The organism is Gilliamella sp. B3172, from assembly GCF_026536465.1.
GTDB lineage: Bacteria > Pseudomonadota > Gammaproteobacteria > Enterobacterales > Orbaceae > Gilliamella.
The window spans coordinates 574,412-599,063 of record NZ_JAFNOA010000001.1 but is presented as its reverse complement, the minus strand read 5'-3'; the positions used below and the strand labels follow the sequence as shown (position 1 = coordinate 599,063).

25 protein-coding genes are annotated in these 24,652 nt (G+C 38.9%); 8 read left to right on the top strand and 17 right to left on the bottom strand.

Annotated elements, in window-relative coordinates; all coding sequences use genetic code 11:
- Positions 1-41: 41 nt before the first annotated feature.
- On the bottom strand, positions 42-479 hold the full coding sequence (locus tag J3U37_RS02640; protein WP_267373178.1) for a DUF1090 domain-containing protein: 438 nt from the start codon (positions 477-479) through the stop codon (positions 42-44).
- Between the two features lie 17 nt (positions 480-496).
- On the bottom strand, positions 497-1,432 hold the full coding sequence (gene coaA, locus J3U37_RS02635) for a type I pantothenate kinase (RefSeq protein WP_220217689.1): 936 nt from the start codon (positions 1,430-1,432) through the stop codon (positions 497-499).
- Between the two features lie 166 nt (positions 1,433-1,598).
- On the opposite strand from coaA, the gene yihI reads away from it, so the two are divergent.
- Together yihI and hemN are read left to right on the top strand one after the other, a co-directional pair.
- Complete coding sequence (yihI, locus tag J3U37_RS02630) at positions 1,599-2,099, top strand: Der GTPase-activating protein YihI (RefSeq protein ID WP_267373176.1); 501 nt, start codon at positions 1,599-1,601, stop codon at positions 2,097-2,099.
- A 289-nt stretch (positions 2,100-2,388) separates the two neighbouring features.
- Positions 2,389-3,789 carry an oxygen-independent coproporphyrinogen III oxidase gene (gene hemN / locus J3U37_RS02625; RefSeq protein WP_267373174.1) on the top strand — a complete coding sequence of 467 codons (1,401 nt, stop codon included), beginning with the start codon at positions 2,389-2,391 and terminating at the stop codon, positions 3,787-3,789.
- A gap of 218 nt (positions 3,790-4,007) precedes the next feature.
- Here the strand turns inward: hemN and rsmC are convergent, their stop codons facing one another.
- A complete protein-coding gene (gene rsmC / locus J3U37_RS02620) occupies positions 4,008-5,045 on the bottom strand; it encodes a 16S rRNA (guanine(1207)-N(2))-methyltransferase RsmC (RefSeq protein ID WP_267373172.1) in 1,038 nt (345 codons plus the stop codon).
- Positions 5,046-5,134: 89 nt separating this feature from the next.
- On the opposite strand from rsmC, the gene J3U37_RS02615 reads away from it, so the two are divergent.
- From J3U37_RS02615 to cyaY, 6 genes are all read left to right on the top strand, one after another.
- A complete protein-coding gene (locus J3U37_RS02615) occupies positions 5,135-5,536 on the top strand; it encodes a DNA polymerase III subunit psi (protein ID WP_267373170.1) in 402 nt (133 codons plus the stop codon).
- Positions 5,511-5,972, top strand: coding sequence for a ribosomal protein S18-alanine N-acetyltransferase (gene rimI, locus J3U37_RS02610; RefSeq protein WP_267373168.1), 462 nt, complete (start codon positions 5,511-5,513; stop codon positions 5,970-5,972). Before J3U37_RS02615 ends, rimI begins: the two co-directional genes overlap by 26 nt.
- Positions 5,973-5,991: 19 nt before the next feature.
- A complete protein-coding gene (locus J3U37_RS02605) occupies positions 5,992-6,627 on the top strand; it encodes a thiamine diphosphokinase (RefSeq protein WP_267373166.1) in 636 nt (211 codons plus the stop codon).
- Positions 6,628-6,699: 72 nt separating this feature from the next.
- On the top strand, positions 6,700-7,473 hold the full coding sequence (locus J3U37_RS02600) for a hypothetical protein (RefSeq protein WP_267373164.1): 774 nt from the start codon (positions 6,700-6,702) through the stop codon (positions 7,471-7,473).
- Positions 7,473-8,012, top strand: a complete 540-nt coding sequence (locus J3U37_RS02595) for a surface-adhesin E family protein (RefSeq protein ID WP_267373162.1) — start codon at positions 7,473-7,475, stop codon at positions 8,010-8,012. Before J3U37_RS02600 ends, J3U37_RS02595 begins: the two co-directional genes overlap by 1 nt.
- Positions 8,013-8,117: 105 nt before the next feature.
- On the top strand, positions 8,118-8,429 hold the full coding sequence (gene cyaY / locus J3U37_RS02590) for an iron donor protein CyaY (RefSeq protein WP_220217698.1): 312 nt from the start codon (positions 8,118-8,120) through the stop codon (positions 8,427-8,429).
- Between the two features lie 77 nt (positions 8,430-8,506).
- On the opposite strand, the gene uvrD is transcribed toward cyaY, so the two are convergent.
- From uvrD to J3U37_RS02525, 14 genes are all read right to left on the bottom strand, one after another.
- Positions 8,507-10,729: a DNA helicase II gene (gene uvrD, locus J3U37_RS02585; RefSeq protein WP_416379974.1), complete on the bottom strand. Its 2,223-nt coding sequence runs from the start codon at positions 10,727-10,729 to the stop codon at positions 8,507-8,509.
- A 197-nt stretch (positions 10,730-10,926) separates the two neighbouring features.
- Positions 10,927-11,640: a 5-amino-6-(5-phospho-D-ribitylamino)uracil phosphatase YigB gene (yigB, locus tag J3U37_RS02580; protein WP_267373158.1), complete on the bottom strand. Its 714-nt coding sequence runs from the start codon at positions 11,638-11,640 to the stop codon at positions 10,927-10,929.
- Positions 11,640-12,563, bottom strand: coding sequence for a tyrosine recombinase XerC (gene xerC, locus J3U37_RS02575; RefSeq protein ID WP_267373156.1), 924 nt, complete (start codon positions 12,561-12,563; stop codon positions 11,640-11,642). The genes yigB and xerC overlap by 1 nt, the downstream gene beginning before the upstream one ends.
- A 9-nt stretch (positions 12,564-12,572) precedes the next feature.
- Positions 12,573-13,307 (bottom strand): DUF484 family protein, encoded by a 735-nt coding sequence (locus J3U37_RS02570; protein WP_220217702.1) that lies wholly within the window; start codon positions 13,305-13,307, stop codon positions 12,573-12,575.
- 104 nt (positions 13,308-13,411) lie between these two features.
- Complete coding sequence (gene dapF / locus J3U37_RS02565; RefSeq protein ID WP_220217703.1) at positions 13,412-14,236, bottom strand: diaminopimelate epimerase; 825 nt, start codon at positions 14,234-14,236, stop codon at positions 13,412-13,414.
- A 127-nt stretch (positions 14,237-14,363) separates the two neighbouring features.
- Positions 14,364-15,611, bottom strand: a complete 1,248-nt coding sequence (gene lysA, locus J3U37_RS02560; protein WP_267373154.1) for a diaminopimelate decarboxylase — start codon at positions 15,609-15,611, stop codon at positions 14,364-14,366.
- Positions 15,612-15,628: 17 nt separating this feature from the next.
- Positions 15,629-15,763, bottom strand: a complete 135-nt coding sequence (lptM, locus tag J3U37_RS12085) for an LPS translocon maturation chaperone LptM (protein WP_220217705.1) — start codon at positions 15,761-15,763, stop codon at positions 15,629-15,631.
- A gap of 369 nt (positions 15,764-16,132) precedes the next feature.
- Positions 16,133-16,288, bottom strand: coding sequence for a hypothetical protein (locus J3U37_RS02555; protein ID WP_267373152.1), 156 nt, complete (start codon positions 16,286-16,288; stop codon positions 16,133-16,135).
- Between the two features lie 236 nt (positions 16,289-16,524).
- Positions 16,525-16,743, bottom strand: a complete 219-nt coding sequence (locus J3U37_RS02550; RefSeq protein ID WP_267373150.1) for a hypothetical protein — start codon at positions 16,741-16,743, stop codon at positions 16,525-16,527.
- A 232-nt stretch (positions 16,744-16,975) separates the two neighbouring features.
- Positions 16,976-19,069 carry an ATP-dependent DNA helicase RecG gene (gene recG, locus J3U37_RS02545; protein WP_267373148.1) on the bottom strand — a complete coding sequence of 698 codons (2,094 nt, stop codon included), beginning with the start codon at positions 19,067-19,069 and terminating at the stop codon, positions 16,976-16,978.
- Positions 19,070-19,074: 5 nt separating this feature from the next.
- On the bottom strand, positions 19,075-21,183 hold the full coding sequence (gene spoT / locus J3U37_RS02540) for a bifunctional GTP diphosphokinase/guanosine-3',5'-bis pyrophosphate 3'-pyrophosphohydrolase (RefSeq protein ID WP_267328989.1): 2,109 nt from the start codon (positions 21,181-21,183) through the stop codon (positions 19,075-19,077).
- A gap of 19 nt (positions 21,184-21,202) precedes the next feature.
- Entirely contained in the window at positions 21,203-21,493 is a 291-nt protein-coding gene (gene rpoZ / locus J3U37_RS02535; protein ID WP_220217708.1) for a DNA-directed RNA polymerase subunit omega, read from the bottom strand.
- A gap of 141 nt (positions 21,494-21,634) precedes the next feature.
- On the bottom strand, positions 21,635-22,858 hold the full coding sequence (locus tag J3U37_RS02530; protein WP_267373146.1) for a CinA family nicotinamide mononucleotide deamidase-related protein: 1,224 nt from the start codon (positions 22,856-22,858) through the stop codon (positions 21,635-21,637).
- A gap of 43 nt (positions 22,859-22,901) precedes the next feature.
- Positions 22,902-24,650 carry a SulP family inorganic anion transporter gene (locus tag J3U37_RS02525; RefSeq protein WP_267373144.1) on the bottom strand — a complete coding sequence of 583 codons (1,749 nt, stop codon included), beginning with the start codon at positions 24,648-24,650 and terminating at the stop codon, positions 22,902-22,904.
- Positions 24,651-24,652 lie beyond the last annotated feature (2 nt).

Below are 24,652 nucleotides of genomic sequence, written 5' to 3'. Positions count from 1 at the left end.
ATTTGTCGGATAATAGAGATTAAAGCTTGCAAAAATAGCGTTTATTTCGATTTCAGTTCTTTTTGAAAATTGTCTAATTTGTCTTTAGCTTGCGCTAACTCTTTTTCAGCATCATTTAATTTCGAGGTTTTTTGGGCAATTTTTTGCTCATCGCCTTTGAGTTTTGCTTCAGCTAAATCTTTTTGTCGTTCGGCAACTTTTTCAGTTTTTTCATTAATATCTTTTTTATATTCGGCCTCAAAACTATCATCATTACAATGCATTTTGACATTTAATAATGCTTTTTCTAATCCTTGAACACGCTCAAGATTAGCGGTTTTTTGTGCCTCAGCAATTTGCGCTTCAATCGCCTCTTTTTTGCCGGCACAAGTCTGCCCTTGATGATCATCAACGTTTGCTGCACAAACACCTAGGGTAAGTGTTGTTAAAAATGAAAGCAGTGTAAACTTACTTACAGACGACTTAATTATTGATTTCATAATGTTTCCTCTTAAGTTTATTTTCTTAACTGCACACAATCCACTTGGTGATTTTTACCTTTTGTTAAAATTAAACTGGCTCTTTCACGAGTCGGTAAAATATTTTCAATTAAATTTAATTCATTAATCTCGTGCCAAAGGCGGTTGGCGATATTAATCGCTTCTTGTTCCGGGAGCTGAGAATAGTGATTAAAATAAGAGTTAGGATCACTAAATGCCCCTGCTCTGAATTTTAAAAAACGATTGACATACCAATCATGTAAAAGCGACAACTCCGCATCGACATAAATCGAAAAATCCACATAATCAGAAACAAATACCCGATTATTCGCTTGCGGATAGTTAATGGTGCCTTGTAACACGTTTAAACCTTCTAAAATGAGAATATCTGGGCTATCAACAATAATCTCTTCGTTTTCAACAATATCGTAAACTAAATGTGAATAAACCGGCGCTTTAACTTTCGCTTGACCGGATTTTACATCGGCCACAAAGTTGATCAGCTTTTTAATATCATACGATTGCGGAAAGCCTTTTTTATTCATAATACCTCGCTCTTCGAGATATTTATTGGGATATAAAAATCCATCAGTAGTCACTAATGCCACTTTTCGATGTTCAGGCCAACGTGTTAACAGCGCTTGTAATACGCGCGCTGTGGTACTTTTCCCTACAGCTACACTACCGGCAATGCTAATGACATAAGGTATTTTTTGGCTTTTACCTAAAAATTTGGCCAATACTGCCTGTCGACTAAAACAGTTGTTAATATAATAATTGAGCAATCTGGATAAAGGTAAATAGATTTCACTTACTTCATCCATAGATAGATCTTCATTAATCCCTTGTAAGGAGCTTAGCTCGGTTGAGCTTAAAGTCATTGGTACCGCATTACGCAAGCTTGCCCACTCTTGACGGCTAAATTGCATATAAGGGCTCAAATGATTGTTCATGTTATATTCTCACTGCTTCACACTAACAAATTATTGGGCTCAGATTATACACAATTGTCATTTTTTACAATCAGAATTTCACTTAGCGTGTTCATCATAGCTATATTTATCAGTTACTGTTAAAATATAGCAGGTAAATATTTAGTCAAAATTAGACAGAGATTGTATGTTAAAAAATAAATCGAAACAAAAACCCAAAAAAACGCGTCAAGAGATTAATGAAGCATCTCGTGAATTGAAGCGTAAACGCAAACACAAAGGGTTACCGAGCGGCTCACGCTTTAATGGCGATAGTGACAATCGCCAAAAAAAGGCAAACTCAGTTAGTCAAGACCCTCGAATAGGCAGTAAAAAACCGATATCATTAGTGGTTGAACCACAAGCAACCCACACTCCGGCTGTTAAACAATCTAAGCCTGCTAAGCAAACCTTAACACCACAGCAAGAGCTAGAACAGTTGGAAAACGATCCAAAACTTGATCAGCTACTCGATCTGGTTGAACAAGATCATAAGCTAACTGCCGAACAGCAAAATTATCTGGATAAGCAATTAAATCGTATCGATCAATTGATGCAAGAGCTTGGTTATACCGACGAAGATTTTGACGAATTTGAAGACGAGCTAGACAAGAAAGAAGATATAGTCAGTTTGTTAAAGCGCAATTAATTCATCTTAACCATTTTTCAATTAAGTTGTAATATAATCAATATTATTGGGTAGAATATAATGACGGTTAATTATATTCTACCTGTTAATTACACCTTAAATAGGTATTTTGATTATGAATAAATTTATTCCGGTGAGCCAATCATAATGCCAATGTTAATTATGTTAAGTTTATATTTTGGGTTATTTATTTGCGTGTTATTATTTTTACATAAGACCAATCGAATCAAAATGAAAACCAGATCGAAGACAAAATATAAAGCCACTGAAAAAGGTTATAAAAAAAGCAATGTCAAATTCAGGTTTAAATCAAAATAATCCCACGCAAACTCAGTTATGGGATCAAGCATTAATTGAAAAATACAATTATTCCGGCCCACGTTACACCTCTTATCCAACGGCGCTCGAGTTTAATGAGAGTTTCAATGAGCAAGATTTTATCACCGCAGCGACACGCTATCATGATCGCCCATTATCGCTCTATATCCATATTCCGTTTTGCCATAAACTTTGTTATTTTTGCGGATGCAACAAGCTCATCACCCGGCAAACACACAAAGTTACCCAATATTTAGATGCGCTTGATGTAGAGATCGAAAGTCGTGCCCCGCTATTTAAAAACCGCACCCTATCACAAATGCACTGGGGAGGCGGCACCCCTACCTTTTTAACCGATGAGGAAATAGCACGACTTATGGCATCGCTTAAGCAGCATTTTCATTTTGCTGATGATGCCGAGCTATCGATTGAAATCGATCCACGTGAAATAACGCCCGATACAATCGACCATTTAGCTAATTTAGGCTTCAACCGATTAAGTATGGGAATTCAAGATTTTAATCATGAAATCCAAAATTTAATCAATCGTGAACAGGACGAAAACTTAATTCGTCAATTGATAAAACAAGCACGTAAAAACCATTTTGCTTCAATCAGTTTAGATTTGATTTATGGTTTACCCAAACAGACGGTTGCAAGTTTTACCGAAACGTTAAATAAAGTGATTGATATCTCACCGGACAGACTAAGCGTATTTAACTATGCTCATTTACCTTCACGCTTTGCTGCTCAACGTAAAATTAAAGACCATGATCTGCCGAATGCAAGCGAAAAACTGCAAATCTTACAAACCAGTATTGAAAAATTAACGCAATCAGGTTACCAATTCATTGGTATGGATCACTTTGCTAAACCGAGCGACGAACTCGCCATTGCCCAACAACAAAATAAACTCCACCGTAATTTTCAAGGCTATACCACACAAGGAGAAGCTGACTTATTAGGACTTGGGGTATCGGCGATTAGTATGCTTGGCGACAGTTATGCGCAAAATCAAAAAGATCTCAAGATTTATCAAAATCAGATTGCTACAAAAGGTAATGGTTTATGGAAAGGGTTTAATTTAAGCCTCGATGATAAGATCCGCCGTGATGTTATTAAGCAACTCATTTGCCATTTTTACTTAGATAAAACCACGATTGAGCAACAATATCAGATTGTATTTGATGACTATTTTGCTCAAGATCTCGCTTTGTTGAAACCGCTTGAAAGCGACGGCTTAGTCACCATTCGTCAACATGTTATTAAAGTGCAGCCAAAAGGTCATTTATTGATTCGCAATATCTGTATGTGCTTTGATACCTATATGCGCCGTATGGCTCGTCAGCAACAGTTTTCAAGGGTGATTTAACGTTAGACAGAGTAATTTTAGATAGCCTTATCATTGCAACACAGTAGTAGGTAAAGCATGACAGCCCAAATTGTTATCTACTGAAGATTTCGGTTTTAGATTTGTTGCTAAATCTTTTCCCTACTTTCTCCAATTGCCTTTAGTGCTAATATCAATCGAGAAAATTGACCAATTGTTGCTTTGATTAAATTGACTTTCAATCAAAGCAACATACCTTATTAATGACTGGCTAAATAGACTTTAAATTTAGTTGTTTGTGCAATCAATTCAACACTTTTAAACGTTTCATTTAAAATGGCTTGATACGGTAAAAATGAGTTTGCCACAATACATAGATAGCCATTAAGTTTAAGATGTTTTTTAGCTTCTTTGATCAAGGTATTAACAGCGGTATAGCTGGTCTCCTTGCCGTCATGGAAAGGCGGATTAGAAATAATCAGATGATACTTATCCGTTAAATTGGAAAAGACATCACTGGCCACCACTGTTCCTTTAAGCTGATTTGCAGCTAACGTCGCATTGCTTGAAGCAAGCGCTGCACTACTGACATCAGATAACGTTAAATCAACGTCCGGATTGAGTTTGCCGATGACGGTTGATAAGATCCCCGATCCGCACCCAACATCCAATACTTGACCTTTGACAATATCTTGCCGGTCAAGCAGTGCATTTAACAGTAATTCACTCCCGGCATCTAACCCTTTTTGGCTAAACACGCCCGGCAAACTTTTTACTTCAATATCATGATTATCAATGGTTAAATGATAAGTTAACCACCATTGGCTAAGCTCGAATGCTAACCGGCTTTCAGCTTGAAAATGGTACAAGCCACAGCGCCTTGCGCTATCAATTTTTTGGATTGTGCCAAAATCGGCCAACAGTGCTTCAACACTTTTTACACCTGTTCTGTTCTCACCGACGATAAAAATATCACTGCCTTTAGGCATATTATGCAATAAATAAGAGAGCTGAAACTGGGCTTCACTTTTGGTTTTTGGCCAATAATAGATAAGTGTATCCATGCCAACATAAAACTCAGCTTCGGGCAGTAATGAGAAGCTGACCTGTGCACGATGACTATTTTTTAAACGCAAATAAGTATGAAACTGCGTGCAATGAATTTTGACCTGTTTAGCGGATAAAACAGTTGGGTAGCTATCTTGAATATCGCCAGCGATGATCACATTTTTATCGTTAAAAAATGTTTGATGTCGTTCAATAACCTGACTGGCGGGAGTGTAAGCAGATGTTGCCATATTACCTCAATGAAAAAACCTTTATAATTTTAGTAGATGATTATACAATTAAGCCCTCTTAATCTCTAACAAAAAAACCGTAATTGATAATGACTGAACAAGATTGGTATCTGCAACAATGCCAAATTACGCAGTACGTTTTGCGTAAACCAACTGTTTTTAAAGGCGAAATGGCAACACAGATTAGCGAACAAATCCGTTTAATTGTGGTTGCCGAACAAAAACCGATGCAGAAAATCTATTTTGACATTTTAAGAGCCATTAATCTTGACCAAGACCAAGTATTGGTGCTCACTCCTGCGCAGTTAATCGTATCGCCTGATGAAATCAAACAAGTGGTTTGGTTTATTGATACACAACCGGATGAGCGCTGGCAAAATCAGTTAATTATCACAACTACCAGTTTAGAGACACTTGCTAATGCACCACAACAAAAACGCCAACTATGGCATCAATTATGTCAATATGAAGACTATTTCCACCCTAACTGAAGCTGATTTAGACGAGGCGTTTGCTTTAGAAAAGCGTTGTCATGCTATTGCATGGTCACAACAGACGTTTTTTTCGAATCAAGGAGAGCGCTATTTAAATTTTAAAATCACTATCGATAATAAAATTGTTGGTTTTTGTATTTGCCAACAGGTGGCCGATGAAGCGAATTTATTTAATATTGCTGTTGATCCTGATTACAGAAATCAAGGATTTGCTAAAGCACTACTTAGCCACTTAATTGATCAGTTAATGGCAATAACGACCCCAATGCCAATTTCAACCCTTTGGTTGGAAGTCAGGCAATCAAATACCGCTGCCATTAATTTATATCATTCACTGGGCTTTAACCAAATAACTATCCGCCAAAATTATTATCCAACCACTGATGGTAAGCAAGAAGATGCCATAATCATGGCATATACATTAGCCCTATAAGGCGTTCAAGGAGGGTGTGATGAAAAAACAGCAGGCATTACTTTTTGTTAATGGTGAGCCGCCAGAGCATTACCCTATAGATCTTCAAAACTATCAATATATTGCTTGCACTGACGGCGCTTACCATAATTATCTGTCGCAAACAGCAATCATCCCCGATTTTATTATTGGTGATTTAGATAGTTTTGATGCTAAGAGCTCCGTGCCTTGCACAACCCAAATTATTCATACTCCCGATCAAAATAAGACTGATTTTGAAAAAGCGATCTTATTTCTTGCCGATAAAGGCATAACAACCTTTACGGTATACGGCGCAGCCGGGCGCAGCAGTGACCATTTTTTAGGTAATTTATCGGTGGCGCTGCAATATCATCAGCAGTTTAATATCACTTTTTATGACAATAGTTGTCACTTCTTTTTTGCCAAATCCGGACAAACAATTCATAAAGTAAAAGATCGGATTATTTCCTTACTGCCATTTTGCCAAGCGACCGGCGTGAGTGTGACCGGTGTTGCCTATCCATTAGTTAATCAAAATTTAACTTTTGGTGGGTTGGTGAGTGTACGCAATAAAGCCATTTCAGACGTAGTTGAAGTTGTTATTGAAACAGGTACGTTACTAATTTTTATTGAAAATTTTTACTTAAGCAATTGACAATAACATTTACACTACTTTACAATATACTTACAATATATATAATTTATTATCAATTAAGGGTTTTAAACCATGTGTCTGAAAAAATATTCTTTACTTATATGTGCAACGCTCGCTTCATATGCGGTGAGTGCTCAAGCAGATGAGCAACACAGTCACACAGATAAGATCATTGATACATTTCTTGCATGTGATAACCAGTTTTTTGAACAATTAGCGGATAATAAATCGCTTTTCAATGAATATATTGATTTAACTACTGAAGAAAATGTCACCTTTATTCCGGTTAAATCTGTTGTTGAACCAGATAAATATACAGCAACGTTTAAGAAAGCTTTAAGCTATCGTGGTTTAACCATTACCGGCTATCAAAATATTTATATCCCAACAGCGTTATCAGGCCAGTTTTATTATTGGGGCTTTATCTTTGATAATAGCGAAGATGAGATAAAAAAAGCATTAAGTGAAATAAAATGGAATGGCTATAATACCGATGTGTATATCGCCAATTCAAAAATTTACAATTCTAATACAAAAGTATGGCAGGACAACCCATATTCTATTGACGGCGTCATTCCTAAACAAGGAACTGTTGAAAAATCGCTTTATTTGGAACCATTTACCGATAATCAAAATCGAATAATGTGCTCTATTCAAGGTGATGTGAAAAAAAGTATCCTTTATGCAAGCCGCCCGGATATGAGACCGATTGATATAAAACTGGAAGGCGAACGTCGTGAAAAATCTGAAGCATTAAGAATTCAAAAGGAACGCCAAAAAGCCCCGGAAACACAAACTAATTCGACTCCCAAAAATAATATCCCTAAAGACGGAGACAATATTTAATGAAAACACTAAGTCTATTATTCATGCTGATTTCTTTTTCAGCAATAGCTCATGTTATGTCAGATGATGAAAACACCAGTGAAAATCTCCAAGATAAAATCGAAGTAGAGAATCACGGCAAAGCGTTAACAGAAGAAATGGATAAAGGCAATTTGACAACAATAATCCATCGTTTCATTCCATTAACAAAATTGAATCAAGGTGAATCAGTCGGGCAATCGTATCTTGATCGAATGTCGATCAAATTACACAGTTATAATCCAAAAATACGGATGATTGACGAGTATATCAACTACTCGCCGGCGTTAGTGCAAGAAAACCATGAAACAGGCAAAAAATATTATAGTTCCATTAAAATCGAATATTTTCTTAACTGCGATAAAATGGAGTTAGCGAAAGGCAAAGCTGAGATGTACCAAGCTGAATATGGTCAAGGCGAATTGATTGAAAGTGTTAATCTCCTTAATCGTTGGATTTCGCCAAAACATGACAGCCATGAACATAAGATACTGCTTATTTCATGTTCATTACCAATCTAGCATTAATACCTTCACTTAATTTACGCTGACCGCCAGGGCGGTGGCAGAGCGTAGGCATTTATGTTAATATCAATACATTGATTATCTTGATAAAACAGTATTTGTATGAATATCCAGCAATTCCACGCTATTACTGAACAATTGTTTAATGAAATTGAACTCTTTTTAGATGATTATGCTGATAAACATGATGTCGATATTGATTATGAAACTAACGGCAATGTGATGACGATCAGTTTTCCAAATGGCAGTAAAATGATCATTAATACGCAAGAGCCACTCTTTCAAGTTTGGCTGGCAACAGCTCGTCAAGGCTATCATTTTGATTATGTCAATGAACAGTTTATCTGTAACCGTTCCGATCAAAGCTTTACAACTATTTTTAGCCAAGCGGTCACAGAGCAAGCAGAACAATAGAACTCAAAGCCAAAAAGGGAACAAATATGATCGATTTGTTCCCCTTTTTTTAATCGGTTTTACTTTCGTGTATTAGCTTATAATAAGGTTAGATTAGCCAGTTTAACCACCAGCCATTTAATCCCTTCATTCACAAAAGCGATCTGTACCCGTCTGTGGTCACCTTCACCGTCAAGATTGACAATTGTGCCTTCACCAAAGCGGTTATGTTTGACTTTACGTCCTAAAGTATAACCGTCGCTTTCACGGCTTTTTTCCCAATAAGATTTTTTACGCTCTTGATAAAATTGTTCATCTTTCGTTAGCTCATGGCCAGCGCCAGAGCGATGGGTTAAGTTGCCTCGATAACTAATTTCATTGAGATTATCAACCGGCAATTCAGCAAGAAATCTTGAAGGTAAATTACGCTCTTCGCGTCCATATAAACGTCTTAGTTCCGATAAAGTCAAGGTTAAGCACTTGCGCGCTCTGGTGATCCCAACATAAGCCAAACGCCGCTCTTCTTCCATTCTATCGGTTTCTTGCGAAGATTTCTGAGCCGGAAATAGCCCCTCTTCTAATCCAACAATAAAGACATTATCAAATTCCAAGCCTTTAGCGGCATGCAGTGTCATCAATTGCACACAATCTTGATCTTTTATTACATCCCGACTTTCAAGCGAAGTATAGGCTAAAAATGACTCTAACACGGTAAGGGTTTCACCAGTTTGGCTATCTTCAATCACAGCATTTTCATTAGTGCGATAAAACTGTTCAGCAGCTGAAACCAGCTCTTCGAGATTTTCTAATCTTGATTGCCCTTTAATGCCCGGCTCTTGTTCGTACATTTGCAGTACGCCGGATAATTTAAGTATCACATCAAGTTGCTGGTAAAACGGCAGGTTATCAACTTCATGATAAATGGAGTCGATCAGTTCCAAAAAGCGACTTATGCCTGAGCGTTGCCTTTCCGTTAATGCATTCATCTGTATCAACTTCAAACAGGCATTCCATAGCGAGATTTGATGTTGGTTAGCCGTCAGCCTGATCTTATCTAATGTAACTTGTCCTATCCCACGACTAGGCGTGTTGACGGTGGCTTCAAATGCCATGTCATTATTGTGATCGTGCAATAAACGTAGGTAAGCTAGCGCTAATTTCACCTCTTGCCTTTCATAAAAGCGGATAGATCCATAGATCTGATACGGCAAGCCATTTTGCAATAACGTGTCTTCAAAGATACGAGATTGAACATTATTGCGATATAAGATCGCACAGCTAGCGTATTTTTCCCCTTCTTCATGCCGCTTTTTGATTTGACCAATAACAAATCGTGCTTCGTCAATATCATTAAATCCAACATAAAGTGAAATTTTTTCACCGTCACCGTTATCAGTCCATAAATTTTTACCTAGCCGGTTTTGATTTTTAGCGATTAACTCATTTGCCGCCTGTAAGATAATGCCGGTTGATCGGTAATTTTGTTCAAGGCGAATAATCTCCGTATCCGGATAATCTCGGATAAACAGCTGCAAATTATCGGCATTGGCGCCTCGCCAACTGTAAATGGATTGATCATCATCGCCAACAATCATCACATTAGCGGTATCGCCCGCTAGTTTTTGCACAAACTGGTATTGAATTTGGTTAGTATCTTGAAACTCATCGATTAAAATATTCGAAAAACGCTGATGACAATAATTCAACACGTCTTTATCACGGCATAATAGCTCATATGCCCTTAAGATTAATTCAGAAAAATCGACATAACCAACACGATCACAAATCGCTTGATAATCATGATAAATCGTTTGCCACATCACTTGTTTTGGGTCTTCCGGGGCAATGTCATTGGCTCTAAGCCCTTTCTCTTTTTGCGAGGAGATAAAACTAGCACACTCTTTAGGTGACCACTGCTTTTCATCAATTTTTAATTCACGAAAGATGCGTTTAATTAGCCGAATCTGATCTTCGGAATCAATCAGTTGAAAGTTAGAAGGAAGATGCGCTTGTTTAGCAAACATGCGTAATAAACGGTGTGTTAAACCATGAAAAGTACCCACCCACATACCGTTGAAATAACCTTCACCCACTATAGCTTGTATCCGCTCTTGCATTTCAGCAGCAGCTTTATTGGTAAAAGTTACAGCAAAAATGGAGTTAGGCGAATAGTGTTTTTCAATACAAAGCCAGGCAATGCGGTGGACTAAAACACGTGTTTTACCACTGCCCGCACCGGCAAGCACAATGGTGTATTGGTTGTCGGTTGTGACGGCATTTTGTTGTTCAGTATTGAGGTCATCTAATAATGATGTTTTTATTTCCACTATATCTTAACCTATTGCCCTATTAGCAAGCGCTAATTAGCCTTAATTTAATAAAAACGATGAATATATATATTTTAATTCTGAATGTTTTGTTGAATCTAATCAAAAGGGATCTTAAGATAGGTTTCTGGTTAACAATAACGTCATAATACTGTTAACTTCACTGTCTATTTATACAGATACCGATTAGATTATAACAGATTATCTAATTCTGGCAATTGTGTTATTTCAATATGCGGCAAACATCTGGCATCGGCGAGGTGATAAATATCTTTGGCAAAAATATTTATCCAACAGGCTAAAAATCCACTATTGATTGCACCATTGACATCGGTTGATAAATTATCGCCAACATGTAAAATTTGGTCAGCTGGCAGTGCTAGTTTTTGCGCTGCTAACTCAAATATTTCCGGAAAGGGTTTTGATCGCCCGTCGGCACCGCCTCGTAATGAGAACTGAAAGTAATCATTTAAACCAATTTTGTCAATTTCAACATTACCATTGGTGATGACAGCTAAAGGATATTTTGTTGCGAGTTGAGTTAATAATTGATGCGTTACGTTGGGGACATGCATTTTGTGACGCCAAAAAGTAAAACACGCCATTGCTTCATCCGTTATTGCCGGGATTTGCACCGGGCTTACTTTGGCTTTAGTTAAAACAGAGATAATGGTTTTAATTCGCCAAACAATGACATCATGGTAAATTTCGGGATCAAGCGCTAACATCGCTTTTTTTTCGGCATGAAAATCCGCTAAGGTTAAATGTTGTAAGGCATCATATTTTTGTAAAACCTTAATCATCTGCGCTTCGGCATTTTCAACAATCAAACTATTGTCATATAAGGTATCGTCAAGATCAAAAGTGATGGCTTTGATGCAATGGATTGAACGATAAAAATGCATTATTTTTTTCCTCTTTTGGCTCTTGGGTGTGTGGCATCATAAACTTCAGACAGATGTGAAAAATCCAAATGAGTGTAGACTTGCGTTGTTGATAAGTCCGAATGCCCAAGTAGCTCTTGCACTGCTCGCAAATCACCGCTTGATTCTAACATATGAGTAGCAAATGAGTGGCGTAATTTATGTGGGTGAACATGTGCGCTTAAACCTTGTTTCACGCCCCATTGAGCAAATCGTTTTTCCACGTTGCGGGCTGAAATTCTTTTACCTAATTTGGAAATAAACAGCGCATCATCTTGTGGCGCTAAAAAATCCCGCATTGATAGCCAATGTTTAATCCATTTAATCGATTCTCGCCCTAATGGTAATTTGCGCTCTTTATTACCTTTCCCCATTACCCGTACTTCACCGTCTTGCAAATTCAGCTCCCGACAATTAAGGTTGACTAATTCAGACAGTCGCAAGCCGGAACCGTACATCACTTCAAGCATGGCTCTATCACGCACTGAGAGCGGGTCGTTATATTCAATATTAAGCAGTTGATTGATTTCATCGATATCGATATTTTTAGGCAGATGTTGCCCTAATTTAGGATTTAAAACACTTCGAGCAGGGTTGGCGCTAACCAGATCACACTTAATCATCCAATCATAAAAGCTACGCAAGGCGGATAAGCGTAATGACAGACTTCTTGCCTGCAATCCAGCCCGTTTACTCTGACTGATTAATAATCTGACGGCTGATGAATCGAGATCTTGCCAGCGGGCTATCTCGCTATCTTTTAATAAGCCGATAAGTGCATAAAGTTGGCGTCGATAATTAATTTGGGTATTTAAACTAAGCTGTTTTTCAGATTTTAAATAATCTAGAAATTGTTCAACCGGCTGAGTTAATAATGGTAAATCATTTTGTGCAGATTGATCCATTACGATTCCTTACTTTTTACGCATTACCCATCTTTCAATTAAAATGGGTAATATTTCGCAGATTTTTTCTAAAAGTAATGTGCCTTGTCCTGCTTGATAATGCTGTGAATCCGGACTGGTAAAGATTAAAAGACCTAAATCACCAAATTTACCAAATAATGATAACGCCACCGATCCAATATAACCATGTGTTGGAAATAAAAAATCGACTTCTGTTGAATTTAACCTGCCTAAATAATATTGGCTATATTGTAGATGCCTAACACGGATAAAATCAAACTGTGAAGCGTTTAAAGCGAGGTTGTGATAGTTTGACGGCGCATTTAGTAACCATTTGTCATCAAACAGATATAAATAAGCGCCGCTAAGTCCTAGCGCTTTTGCCCAGCTATTGAGCGAGAGGATAAGTTCATCTAAGCTATTGGCTTTGATTAATTGAAGCTGTAAGTACAGCATATCACTAAATAGTCGTTCATTAGCGATAGCGTGCTCCATTAATAATGTGATTTCCGATTCCAACTGGCTGATTTTATTACGCTGCCTTGCCATGTGCCATTCAGGTAAGGAAATAATCCCCCGCACCGGATGCGGTACCCGCATCTGTTCAATACGTGCCGCATTACGGATAAAAAAATCCGGATTATCGATAATATATTGACTGACAATTTCATCATTTAATTCAATCGCTGAATTTTGATGCTCAGCGCATTTTGCGCTCTCTATCTGGGTATCTTTAGCAACCATAATCAACTTCTATTGTTTTATCATTAGTAAGATTTATTTTCGTTATGCGATAAACGCCAGTTTTCGTACCAAAATATGGCTAAATTTGATTATCACAAAATCGACTATACTGCTATAAATCCGTCATAAACGTGTGTCGCCGGACCTGTCATAAATAGCGGGTGATCATCGCCTTTCCATTCAATCAGTAATTTACCGCCCGGCAAATTCACATTGACACTTTGATTTAATAAGCCTTGATTAATCCCGACAGCAACGGCTGCACAAGCGCCTGTCCCACAAGCTTGAGTTTCGCCAACGCCACGTTCAAAGACCCGCAAATTGATATTATTGCGATCGATAATGTGCATAAAGCCAATATTAGCCCGCTCCGGAAAGCGTTCATGCTGTTCTAATAATGGCCCTATGGTTGCCACAGCGGCAGTGACAATATTATCCACTTGTACAACGCAGTGTGGATTACCCATTGAGGCAACACCACATAAAATAGTCTGCTCTTGCGCCCGAATGATATAAGTCTTCTCTTCTTTATTGGCTTTAAAAGGAATTTTATTCGGTTCAAATATTGGTGTGCCCATATTGACTCGCACGGTTTCATCATCGTTGACGGTTAATACGATGTTGCCTTTCATTGTGCTAACTTTTAATACTCGTTTTTTGGTTAAGCCTTTTAATCGAACAAAACGGGCAAAACAGCGTGCACCATTTCCACACTGTTCCACTTCGCTACCATCCGAATTAAAGATTCGATAATGAAAATCACTCTCTGGCGAGTAAGGTGGCTCAACAATGAGTAATTGATCAAATCCAACGCCGGTATATCTATCGGCCATACGTTTAATCATTTCAGCAGAAAGATGAACATTTTGCGTCACCGCATCAATAACCATAAAATCATTACCGAGTCCATGCATCTTTGAAAAGTTCATCTTTGTCTACCTTCTGTATTAACACACTGTTTTTTTTTTAGTTTATTATAATTAATGGCTATCACCTATTTTGTTTAGCCACAAACTGTCAATTGTTTGCTAAGTCAATCTACCATTGAAACAATCATTAAACCTGTTCACCACGCCATAAATCAGCAAACGTTTCACGTTCACGAATGATTTTATGTTGATCATCAATCAACATCACTTCGGCGGGGCGTGGATGACTGTTATAGTTTGATGCCATACTAAATCCATAAGCGCCGGCACTGCATATCACTAACAGATCATCTTGTTTAACGCTAAGCTCACGTTGATAAGCTAAAACATCACTCGATTCACAAATGGGTCCAACGACATTATAAACATAGCTTTGATCGCAAGATTGTGGCGCTTTTGCCGGTAATACTTTCATCCAAGCTTGATAAAGCGCTGGTCTGATTAAATCATTCATACCCGCATCGACAATAGCAAAATGCTGATCATCTTGATGTTTAGTATATTCAACTTTAGTAATCAATATGCCACTATTGGCAACAATAGATCGCCCCGGCTCAAAGAGAATTTCCAGTTCAGGATAAGGGGCTAATTTTTGTTTTAATGCGGTAATAAGGGCTGATATTGAAGGGGGCTTTTCGTTATCATAACACACGCCCAGGCCGCCACCTAAATCGATATGTTCAAGGGTGATGTTATGCGCTTTGAGCTTATCAACTAACGCTAAAATCCGATCAGCAGCATCAACAAAGGGTGATAGTTCTGTCAATTGCGAGCCGATATGGCAATCAACACCGACTATTTTAATATGAGGTAATAATTGCGCTTTTTGATAAGTTTCTAACGCTAATTGATAGCTGATTCCAAATTTATTTTCCCGTAATCCGGTTGAAATATAAGGGTGGGTTTTTGCATCAACATCGGGGTTAACTCGTAACGAAATGGCGGCAATTTTACCTAACTGTTCGGCTATTTCGTTAATGCGGTATAGTTCCGCTTCGGATTCAACATTAAAGCATTTAATACCAACTTCTAAAGCCCGTTTGATTTCAGCAACAGATTTTGCTACACCGGAAAAGACAATTTTTTTCGGATCGGCTCCGGCTTTTAAAACACGTTCAAGCTCGCCTTGTGAAACAATGTCAAATCCAGCACCTAATTTAGCTAATAAGCTTAATACCGATAGATTGCTATTTGCTTTTATCGCATAACAAATTAAGTGCTTACATTCTGATAGTGGCGCTTGATAAGCCTTAAACTGCTCAACTATATCATCTGCCGAATAAACATATAATGGCGTCCCATAGTGCTCAGCCAGATCTGTTATAGCAATGTTTTGAGCCAATAATTGGCCATTGCGATAATGTAGAAAATCCATATTTGCTTCCTGTTAAACTATTTTAATAACATAAAAGAAATGCTCGATTGATAAGAGTTATTGGTAGGATGATAAAGAGGCCCTTTTAACCCACAGCCAACTAAAGTCAATACGACTAAACATAGAGAAAATAATTTTATTGTAGATTGCATAGATTATTCACAATTTATTCAATTTGATAATTGTTATCTATATTACACGATAGCACTATTCGTGCAAAGAATAAATCTCGATAACTTAACTTATTATCAAGGTTTTTGGCAGAAATTGGTAAATTGGTAGGCATTTGTTATAGGCTAATATAGGTTAATATTTGAGCGATAAATTGTGCGGGGATTAACGGTGAAGTGGTTTTTATATGGAAACGTGGGTGTTTTCTGAAACTTCTTGTCAATGTTTTGTTTTTTTTGCTTAAACACCTATATTTTCTGAAAGTTTTTGACAAGGTTTTTATTTCGTTAAAAGTTGCGGGTTTTTGGTTTGTAGGTTTCGGACGCTGTTAATTGGTTGATATTTTCAGTTCAGTGCCTGCGTCCGAATAGGGGGATTTTTTGCGAAATCCCCCTATACCCCCTCGCAGCACCGCCCAAAGCGGTCTTCGACTGCCCTCCGCCTTCGTTCGGTCTTAACGCACCTGCGCTGATTTGTTCCGGACAAAGCAGCGCCTCGCCAAACATCCTTGTTTGTCGTGCTAACCTCTCTCAGTTGTCGGCGCTTTGTGAAGGTGCGATCTGGTGCACTTGTTTACTTTTTGGGAAAAGTAGAGGTATGGGTTTTGGGATATTTTAAAAATATCTTAAATTTTTGTTTTTATACTTAAACATGGGTGTTTTCTGAAACTTCTTGTCAATATTTTGGATTTTTGCTTAAACGCCTATCTTTTCTGAAAGTTTTTGACAAGGTTTTTATTTCGTTAAAAGTTGCGGGTTTTTGGTTTGTAGGTTTCGGACGCTGTGAATTGGTTGATATTTTCAGTTCTGTACCTGCGTCCGAATAGGGGGATTTTATGCGAAATCCCCCTATACCCCCTCGCAGCACCGCCCAAAGCGGTCTTCGACTGCCCTCCGCCTTCGTTCGGTCTTAACGCACCGACGCTGATTTGTTCCGGACAAAGCAGCGCCTCGCCAAACATCCTTGTTTGGCGTGCTAACCTCTCTCAGTTGTCGGCGCTTTGTGAAGGTGCAATCTGGTGCACTTGTTTGCTTTTGGGAAAAGTAGAGGTATGGGTTTTGGGATATTTTAGAAATATCTAAAACTTTTTATACTAAAACGTAGGTGTTTTCTGAAAGTTCTTGGCATGGGTTTATCGTTTTATACTGAAACGTATACAGTTTCTGAAACTTTTTGACAAGTTTTGGCGGTATTTAGGCATTGATGTATTTTTGCCGTTCGGGGAGCCAGCAGTCGATGAGTGCTTTGGCTTGTTGTGGGTGGTGTTGTTGGATGTTTTGGGCATAGTTTTGTATTTGGCTTATTAGATGCTGATCACGCATTAAATCGACGACTTTAAAATTTGCCACGCCCATTTGTCTTGTTCCTAATATTTCGCCACTACCTCGAATTTCCAGATCTTTTTGAGCGATGACAAAACCATCGTTACTTTGTCGCATGACTTCCATGCGTTCTCGTGCCACTTTACTCAGTGGTGCTTGGTACATTAGTATGCAATGTGATACGGCGCTTCCCCGCCCTACCCGGCCTCGTAACTGGTGTAATTGTGCTAAGCCTAAGCGTTCGGCGTTTTCAATAATCATCAAGCTTGCATTAGGGACATCAACGCCAACTTCAATGACGGTTGTTGCTACCAGCAGTTGAATTTGTCCTTCTTTGAATTTTTGCATTACGGATTGTTTTTCATCCGATTTCATTTTGCCATGCACTAGTGCTATCGATAGATGCGGTAATTTTTGTTGTAACTCTTCAAGGAGTTGTTCCGCTGCTTGAGCATCGAGCGTTTCGGACTCTTCAACTAATGTGCACACCCAATAAACTTGACGATTTTCAAGGCATGCTTGGCTCACTTTTTCGATAATTTCATCACGGCGAGAATTTGGTATCACCACTGTTGTTACCGGCGTTCTACCGGGTGGTAATTCGTCAATGATTGATACATCTAAGTCAGCATATATGGTCATTGCCAGTGTGCGTGGTATCGGGGTTGCGGTCATGATTAGTTGATGCGGGTGGATGGCTTGTTTGATCCCTTTTTGCCAAAGCGTTAAACGCTGATTAACACCAAATCGATGCTGTTCATCAATGATGACTAATCCCAATTTAGCAAACTCGACTTTGTCGATAAATACGGCGTGGGTGCCGATTAATAAAGTGATCTCCCCACTTTTGATACCTTCATAACGTTGCTTTTTATTTTTGGCGGTTAATCGTCCGGATAACCAATCAACGTTGATGCCCAGTGGCGTAAACCATTGTTTGAAATTATGATAATGTTGTTCGGCAAGGATTTCTGTTGGTGCCATTAACACCACTTGTTGGCCATTTTCAATCGCATTTAACGCCGCTAAGGCAGCAACTAAGGTTTTACCCGATCCCACATCACCTTGAATTAACCGCATCATGGGTACCGGTTTAGCCATATCTTGATAAATATCATGCACTACTCGTTGTTGGGCTTGAGTTGGGCTAAACGGTAGTGAGGCTAAAAATGGGTTGATTAACTGCCGAGTGATATGCATCGGATAAGCTTGCTGTTTTTGATTATCGGTCTTTAACAGCAACATGCTTAAATGGTAGCTGAGCAGCTCTTCAAATATAAATCGCTTGATAGCGGGATGTTCGCCGTTGGTAAGTTGGTTGATATCGGTATCAATAGGCGGATTATGAATGATATTTAATGACTCAAGTGCCGGTAAAAATTGGCTTGCTAGCGGTTGCGGTAATACCTCTTGAGGTGGATTACGTTTTAATAGCAATAGTGCGGCTTGAATCAGTTTGCGAATAACATTTTGGGTTAAGCCGTGCGTTGTTGGGTAGATCGGCGTGTATCTTTCTTGAGTTGCGTCAGCTTGTAAAGACTGACTATCACGATTTGAGTGCACTTTATATTGCGGATGAATAATTTCCCGATAGGTTTTACCACTTTTAATCTCACCGTAAGCACTTACCCAGCTTCCCACCGCTAAAGAAGCTTTTATGCCGGCATTAAAGTGCATAAATCTTAAAACCGCCATGCCCGTTTCATCTTGAATATAGCACAGCAACATCTGTTTGCGTCGAAAGACAACTTCAGTTTTGATGATGCGACCTTCAATAGTGGTATGCTCACCAATAGCCGCTTGATTAATGGCGCAAGTGGAGGAGCGATCTTCATAGCGCATCGGAAAATGCAGTAACAGATCTTGAACGGTATCAATCCCTAATGCATGAAATCTTTTTTCTAAGTTATTGCCTATCCCGCTTAATTGAATTAACGGGACACGGCTAAAAAAACGATCGTTCATCATCACTAGTTGATATTACGTGTAACACTCACCACGTCTTGTTGTAGTGAGAGTTTTCGCATCAGTTCATTAAGTTGTTGAGCGTTTTTGACTTCAATTTGCAAAATGATTGTGTAAATTTGCCGATCTTTCTCTTCAGTATTAAGCCATTGCAGATGCGCTTTTTCGTCATTAATAATGGACAGTATATGACCTAATGAACCTTGATTATTTAAGATATCTACCCAAATTTCAGCAACAAAAAATTGCTCGATATTTGGCGCCCATTTTAAGCTGATGTACTTTTCCGGGTTATTTTGATAGCCAGTGATATTACGACAAGATTCGTGGTGCACCGTTAAGCCTTTTTCGGGACTAACATGACCGATTATCGGATCGTTCGGAATAGGATGACAACATTTTGAAAATGTCACTAACACCCCTTCACTGCCGGTGATAACTAAGGTTTTATTTGAATCTGAGTCATTGTGCAAAAGCTCTTTATGCTCTAAACCTTTGGCAATGAAATGACTCATAATATTACCTAAGCCAATTTCCGCCAATACATCATCAAACGTTTGTAATTGCGCTAATTCAACAATACGAGATTTTTGCTTCTCTGAAAGCGATTCAATACCACCCGATTTGATTAACGAAAGATTGAGCAAACGTCGACCTAATTCGATCGCATCTTCACGTTTTAAGGTTTTTAAGGCTTGGCGAATACGTGAGCGTGCTTTAGCGCTCACCACAAAGTTAAGCCAATTGGCATTTGGTCGCCCTTCCGGCGAGGTAATAATCTCAACTGTTTGCCCGTTGCTTAATGGTTGAGAAAGTGGATAAGGTTTGCGATCAACAACTGCGCCGATACATTGATAACCGATATCGGAGTGAACGGCATAGGCAAGATCTACCGGTGTCGCCCCTTCCGGTAATTGAACGATACGTCCTTTAGGCGTAAAGACATAGATCTCTTTTGGGAACAGATCGGATTTGACATTTTCGATAAATTCAAATGAATTACCGACACTTTGTTGCAACTCTAACAGACTTTGCATCCAGCGTTGCGCTTTAATTTGGGCGGTGGTGTGGGTTAACTCATCGTTTTCATTATAAACCCAATGCGCAGCTACACCCATTTCAGCCATTTGATCCATATCTTCGGTACGAATTTGCACTTCGACCGGTGTACCATGCGGACCGATTAATGAAGAGTGCAAAGATTGGTAGCCATTGGCTTTGGGTATAGCGATATAATCTTTAAAGCGATTGAGTCTAGGCTTATATAAATTGTGTACTAAGCCCAGCGCACGATAGCAAGCATCGACATCTTTCACCACAATCCGAAATATGTAGATATCCATAATGGAGTGAAAGTGTTGTTCACGAAGTTGCATTTTTTGGTAAATGGCATAGATATTTTTTTCCAGCCCTTCAACTTGTGCTTCAATGTTGGCTTCAGCTAATCGACCTGTGATTTCAGATAAGATCTGTTGGATTAACTCTTTTCGGGTGCCACGTGCCGCTTTAACAACCTTTTCCAGCACTTTGGCTCGATTAGGGTGCATGGCGGTAAAGCCTAAGATCTCAAGCTCAGTTTTGATATGATGAATCCCTAAGCGATGCGCTAACGGCGCATAAATTTCCAACGTCTCTTTGGCAATACGACGGCGTTTATCCGGTCTTAATGCACCTAAAGTGCGCATGTTATGGGTTCGGTCGGCAAGCTTGATTAAAATGACACGAACATCTTCGGTCATGGCGAGTACCATTTTACGAAAATTTTCGGCTTGGGCTTCTTGTCGGTTACGAAATTTTAATTTATCAAGTTTTGAAACACCTTCAACCAAAATGGCAACATGTTTTCCAAACTCTTTAGTAATATCTTGAAAGGTGACAGGCGTGTCTTCGATTGTATCGTGTAATAATGCGGCGATAATGGTTTCATAATCAAGCCGCATATCCGCTAAAATGGTTGCGACCGCAACCGGGTGCGTTATATAAGGTTCGCCACTGCATCGGAATTGCCCTTCATGTGCTTTTTGAGCAAAGAGGTAGGCATTTTGAATAAGTTCAACTTGTTTAGCCGGAAGATAAGATGCCACAACCTCTTTTAAGCTATCAAAATATTGCATAGGCAATTCTCAGCAAAGCTTATTCGTACGAGGGAGTATTTTCTAAAAGAACTGACTCGTGAAGTGTTGAACGTACTTCAGCCTCTTCATCCTGACGCGCTTGGAAATCAGCAGTATCTAAAATCTGTTTATTAACAAGTCCATCTTCGATTTCACGTAAAGCAACCACGGTTTCTTTATCGTTTTCTTCAGGGATAAGGGGTGATTTATTTTCGACTTGCAATTGACGAGCACGGCGTGCCGCAACTAAAACGAGATCAAAGCGATTACCAATTTTTTCTACTGCATCTTGGACAGTTACACGTGCCATTTTTACCTCTAATATTTTTTACTTAATTGCTTCAATTGAAAGATCCAGTATTCTACTTAATTTTGTATGGAATTGTCCATACTAATCTTGTTTCGAATAACCAAAATCAGTGAGTAATAAAATCAGACAAAGCAGAATTAGCTAGTTGATTATGTCTAACCAAGCATTTTTTCCAACAATTTCGGGCATCTTTAATAGAAATCGACGCAAGCTATCTAAAGCGATTGCAGAAAATATCCGTTGCTCAACTGATCGATTGTATGCTCGACCAGTATACTTTAAATTAAATGTGCATACCTGTTTTGCGGTTGCAATCATTAACATAAATTGACTGTTTTTTTCTCTAAAATTTACAATGCCTAATGCGATATCGGCCTGTTGTTGTTTTAGAGCTTGTAACAAATAACTTTCGGGATCTACAGTTAATATGGGGACAACTTCTGATTTAACAACTGGCGCATCCGATTGAAATAATTGGTAGCCAATCATGCCGGCCGACTGCTGTTCAATCACAATCAAGGTTTGATTGGTTTCATGCAACAGTTTTGCAACCACTTCAGCAAGACCGACCTCGCCATGCTCAGCCAATACGCCTTCATAAAGTAAATTGTCGGCAACAATCTGTTTTATTTGTGCCCATATTTGATCCATTTGGTTTTGCAGATGCTCAAAGCCGGTTAGCTTGATTTCAATAATCGGCATAGCGGCACGATAACCAACCACAATATTGGACGGAATATCGAGCTTTTGTTCGATTTCGCTGGCAAGGTCACTCTCCGTTCGTCCCATAGTAGTTAACCGATAGCACAGTGGCTTTTCTAAGATTGGAAATGTCGATTTTATCTGTGGCAAGATTGAAAGGCGCATCATCTCCTGAAATTCTCTCGGTACGCCGGGGGTAAAAAATACCTGACAACCATTAATTTGCATCTTAAACCCACAAGCGGTGCCAATCGGATTATCAATGACGCTCGCACTTTGCGGCAACATCGCCTGCTTTACGTTGCTAGATGGCATGGTTTTGCCACGGCTTAAATAGTAATGTTCAATGTGCATTAACCACTGTTGATTGAGTTGCAACATCTCATTATTAGCGTTTGCAGCGGCTTGCGCTGTTAAATCATCGCTGGTTGGTCCCAGCCCGCCATTAACAATCAAGATATCATTACACAAAGTACGTTCTTGTAGTGTCTGGCTCAATTGATGCAAGTTATCGCCAACGGTATGACGAGCGGTGATCAAAATACCTTCGTGAAATAAAAAATCAGAAAGCCAAGCGGCATTGCTATCGAGGATTTGGCCGTATAAAACCTCATCACCGGTACTAAGCATTTCAATCCTAATACTATTTGTTCGCTGTTTCATAACATTCCTTAATCATGCATTGACAATCGGCAAAGTAAAATCGTTAATCGTCTAGCTCATCATCGCTTTCATCTTCGGTTTTGTTTTCCATATGCTCTTTACTTTGAACTAATCGAACGGCGAAATAGAGATCATAAGCAAATTCAAGATAATCCGCATCCGGTTTAAGATTCATCTGTTTAAACCAATTTTTCAACGTTTTTCGTCGGCCGGATAAAATCAAAATGACGTTTCTAACTTTTAAGGATTTGACCAGTTCATCGATGCCGGATAGCACACTAACATCTTTATAGGTAAAACAAGGGATAGCATCGACAATAACGTAATTAATCGGCTCTTCAGACTCGTCAATATAGCTAATAATTCTGCGTTTAAAATAAGCGATATTAAAATAGGTCAACGGCGAATTAAAACGATAAATAAGGGTGTTTTTTAACGGCTGTACATCTTGCCCGATTGAGTGAATTCGGCCGCTTTCATCCATACCTAATAGCTGATCTTTTGGTCTAAATACTCGGCGCAAAAATAAAAACAGCCCTAACAATACCGCTAACGCCATGCCAGGAATAATGCCAATAACTAACACCGAAATAAATGTTGTTAAACTCAGGTAAAATGCATCACGATCAAATTTAAAAAAGCGCTTTATGGTTTGAAAGTTAATTAGCGAAATCGAAGAGTAGATCAAAATCACGCCTAAAACGCAAGTTGGAATATATTTTAAGGGTGATAAAAACAGTAACACCACAAGACCAATAATAATGGCGGCAATAATTGAAACCAGTTGCGTTTTACCGCCATTGGCATCGTTAACGGCTGTTCGGGAAGATGTGCCACTGACCACAAAACCTTGCGATAAACCGGCAGCAATATTGGCCATTCCTAATGCTTTAAATTCGACATCTGCATTGGTTTCATAATTATTTTTCGAGGCAAAACTACGCACGGTTATCATCATACTCACAAAACAGATAATAGCGATATTGAGCGACGGCACCACCAGATCCCGCATCAATCCTTTATCAAAATCAATCCAAGATTCCATTGGGATAAAATCACTGGTCACATCACCGATTATGCGAACATTGTAACTGTCAAAGTTAAATAACCATGAAAGGAAAGTCATAATTACAACGGCAAAAAGTGGCGCCGGATAACGGGGTCTTATCCGTTTTAAGCCAACTAAAATCACTAAAGTTAAAAACGAGACGAACGTTGTTAACAGGTGAATTTGCGATATCTTAAATGGAAAATAGACAACTCGCTCAATCAAATAGGAATAATCGTAGCGAAAACCTAACGCCTTAGCCAACTGATCAACCATTATGGTAATAGAGATACCATTTAACAGACCAATTAAGATAGGTTGACTAAGTAAATCCGCCAATGCGCCAAGATGAAGTTTACCGGCAATGATGCACCAAATCCCAATCATAATGGTCAGTATTACCACAAGTTGCCAACGCAATATTGGGTCATTGGCGGCTAAAGGAAACACAACGGCAGCGACCACAGCACACGTTGCAGTATCGGGACCAACAATTAATTGTCGGGACGATCCAAAAAGCGCATAAACAATCAGCGGCAAGATGGTTGAGTATAATCCGGCAATCGCCCCGACTCCCGTCAGCTCAGCATAAGCGATAGAAACCGGCAACGAGACAGCTGCCACTGATAAACCGGCTTTAACATCATTTCCGAAATAATGACGTTTATAGTGCAACATCGTAGCAAGTCCGGGCATCCATATTAATATTTTTTGCCATATTGATTTGTTGGTCGCTTTTTCCATGA